The organism is Aminobacter sp. P4_H6_2 (genome assembly GCF_056400805.1).
In genome coordinates, this window is sequence record NZ_JBFUKO010000715.1 from 1 (window position 1) to 2,585 (window position 2,585).

At 64.7% G+C, this 2,585-nt stretch carries 4 protein-coding genes; 1 reads left to right on the forward strand and 3 read right to left on the reverse strand.

The window, feature by feature from the left end; genetic code table 11:
- From AC1DUU_RS29080 to AC1DUU_RS29090, 3 genes are all read right to left on the reverse strand, one after another.
- Positions 1-349, reverse strand: a 349-nt coding sequence (locus AC1DUU_RS29080; RefSeq protein ID WP_476786794.1) for an enoyl-CoA hydratase/isomerase family protein, incomplete at its 3' end; no start/stop codon positions are given.
- A 17-nt stretch (positions 350-366) separates the two neighbouring features.
- Positions 367-1,359: an MDR family oxidoreductase gene (locus AC1DUU_RS29085; protein WP_476786795.1), complete on the reverse strand. Its 993-nt coding sequence runs from the start codon at positions 1,357-1,359 to the stop codon at positions 367-369.
- Between the two features lie 38 nt (positions 1,360-1,397).
- Positions 1,398-2,147 carry a FadR/GntR family transcriptional regulator gene (locus AC1DUU_RS29090; protein WP_476786796.1) on the reverse strand — a complete coding sequence of 250 codons (750 nt, stop codon included), beginning with the start codon at positions 2,145-2,147 and terminating at the stop codon, positions 1,398-1,400.
- 143 nt (positions 2,148-2,290) lie between these two features.
- Between AC1DUU_RS29090 and AC1DUU_RS29095 the strand changes: the two genes are divergently transcribed.
- A partial coding sequence (locus tag AC1DUU_RS29095; protein WP_476786797.1) for an FAD-binding oxidoreductase occupies positions 2,291-2,585 on the forward strand: 295 nt, incomplete at its 3' end.

Genomic DNA, 2,585 nt, shown 5'->3' on the forward strand with positions numbered 1-2,585 from the left:
GCTCCAGCCCGCCGGCCAGCGCATAGCCATTGACGGCGGCGATGATCGGGATCGGCGCTTCACGGATGAACTTCATGCGGCGCATATTGGCGCCGATGTCCTCGCGCCAGGCCTCGGTGTCCATCTCGAAATCTTCGCCGCCGAGATCAAAGCCCGCCGTGAACGCCCGGCCTGCGCCGGTGATAATCACCGCGCGGATTTCAGGATCCTTGATCGCACGGTCGATCGCCGCCTCAAGCGCGTCACCGAGCTCCTGGTTCATGGCGTTCATCTTGTCGGGACGGTTGAGGGTCAAGGTGACGAACGCGTCCTCGGCGTCCTTTTCCCAGATTACGACTTCGCTGGTCATGGTCTCTCCCGTTCCCTTCACGCGATTTCGATGACGACGCGGCCGCGCACGGCGCCCGCCAGGATGCGGTTGGCGAGCTCGGGCAGTTCGGCCATCTTGTGAACTTCGGTCATCGCCGAAAGCTTTGTCCGGTCGAGATGATCGGCCAGCGTCAGCCACGCCTTCTGGCGCTTGGGCAGCGGTGCGTAAACGGAATCGACGCCGATCAGCGCTACGCTGCGCAGGATGTGCGGCATGACGGTACCAGGCAGGTTATGGCCGCCGGCAAGCCCGCAGGCAGCGACAGCACCACCATAGATGGTCTGGGCCAGCGCATTGGCAAGCGTCGACGAGCCGACAGAATCCACAGCCCCGCTCCAGCGCTCCTTCTGCAGCGGCTTGACCTCGCCGGCGAGCTCAGCGCGTTCGAGGAAGGAGGTGGCGCCCAGCGAACGCAGGTAATCATGCGTCTCGGCGCGGCCGGTGGAGGCAACGACGGTGTAGCCCTTGGAGGAAAGCAGGCTGACGGCGGTGGAGCCGACGCCGCCGGCAGCACCAGTCACCAGCACTTCGCCCGTGCCGGGCTGGATGGTGCCCCAATTCTCAAGCGCGTCGACGCAAAGGGCAGCCGTGTAGCCGGCCGTGCCGATCGCCATCGCCTGTTCCATCGAAAACGCGTCGGGCAGGCGGATCAGCCATTCCGGCTTCAGCCGCTGGAAACGCGTGTAGCCGCCCCATTCGGTTTCCGACATGCCCCAGCCATTGGCGACGACGCGGTCGCCGACCTTCCATGCCGGCGAGCGCGACTCGACCACGGTTCCAGCGATATCGATGCCGGCGACCATCGGCAGGCGGCGCGCGATGCGGCCCTTGCCCGATACGGCGAGGCCGTCCTTGTAGTTGAGGCTCGAATAAGCGACCTCGACCAGCACGTCATGGTCGGGCAGGTCGGCCTTGGTGATCTCGCGGAAGCCGGCGCGCGGCTTGCCGTCGACATCTTCCAGCATCAAAGCTGTGAAAGTCTCGCTCATGATAGTCTCCAGGAAATCATAGGGGTAAATCTCGTGCGTCAGCCTGATATGGCTTCGCGTTCGGCGCGCCGCGCCAGGCTGATCGCATAGCTTTGGCGAACATAGGTCAGGAGCTCGGAAAGCACAGAGGTTGCGGCTTTGGCATCGCGCGCTTCCAGTGCCGACACGAGCCGTTCGTGGAAGTCGGCCACGGTGCTGCGCTCGCGCACATGCGACACGATCATGTTGGTGATCGGCATGAAGGCCTCGACCACCGTGTACATCATCAGGCTGAGCGGACCATTGCCGGCGGCCTTGACCACGGCGCGGTGGAAGCGAACGTCGGAGGCGCAAAAATCCTCGTCGCTGAGCGACTTGGAGCGCTGCAGCGCGATCTCGGTGCGCATCGCTGCCAGATCGGCGTCGCTGCGGCGTTCGCAGGCGAGCCGGGAGCAGATCGCCTCTGTCTCCAGCCTCGCGCTGATGATCTCGTCGATGTCGAAGGCGCCGACGCCGACCAGCAGCGTTGCAGCCCCTGTTATCGCCGACGATAGGCCCTCCGGATCTGGGCGGCTGACAAAGGTGCCGCCGGTCGGCCCGCGCTGCGAACGGATGAGGTTCTGGGCTGCGAGCCGCTTCAGTGCCTCGCGAACGGTTGGCCTTGAGATGCCAAAGCTCTTCGCCAGATCCTCTTYGGTCGGCAGGCGTTCGTCGATCTGGAGCCGGCCGTCGAGAATGGCCGCGCGGATCTTGTCAGCGACCTGCCGGGCAACGCCTGTGCGCACCACGTCTTGATATTCGATCGGCATTCGACCTCCGTCGGTGCGACCTGCAAGGCCGTCACCCGTCTCGACATGCGAATAAACAATATAGGTTTGACAAATATTGCAAGCGAAATAAGCTGACCCGAGACAGCGCCCGGAAATGGCTTCCTCCGGGCCATCCAGGCATCATGGCGCGACCGACCGATCAGGTTCTTTCCACCCTTCAAACGCGGCTCGACAAGGCAGCGATCCTTGTGGGCGACGCCATCGACCCGCGCTACAGCGACGACCTTTCCGGCGAGCCGGGCGCCCGGCCCGAACTTGTGMTGCGCCCGCGCGACGCCCACGAAGTCGCTGAGATCCTCAACGCCTGCAACGCTGCGCGGCTGCCTCTGGTCGTCCAGGGCGGCCGCACCGGACTTTCCGGCGGGGCGAGGGTATTGGCGGGCGAGGCGGTGCTTTCGCTCGAACGCATGACAGCCC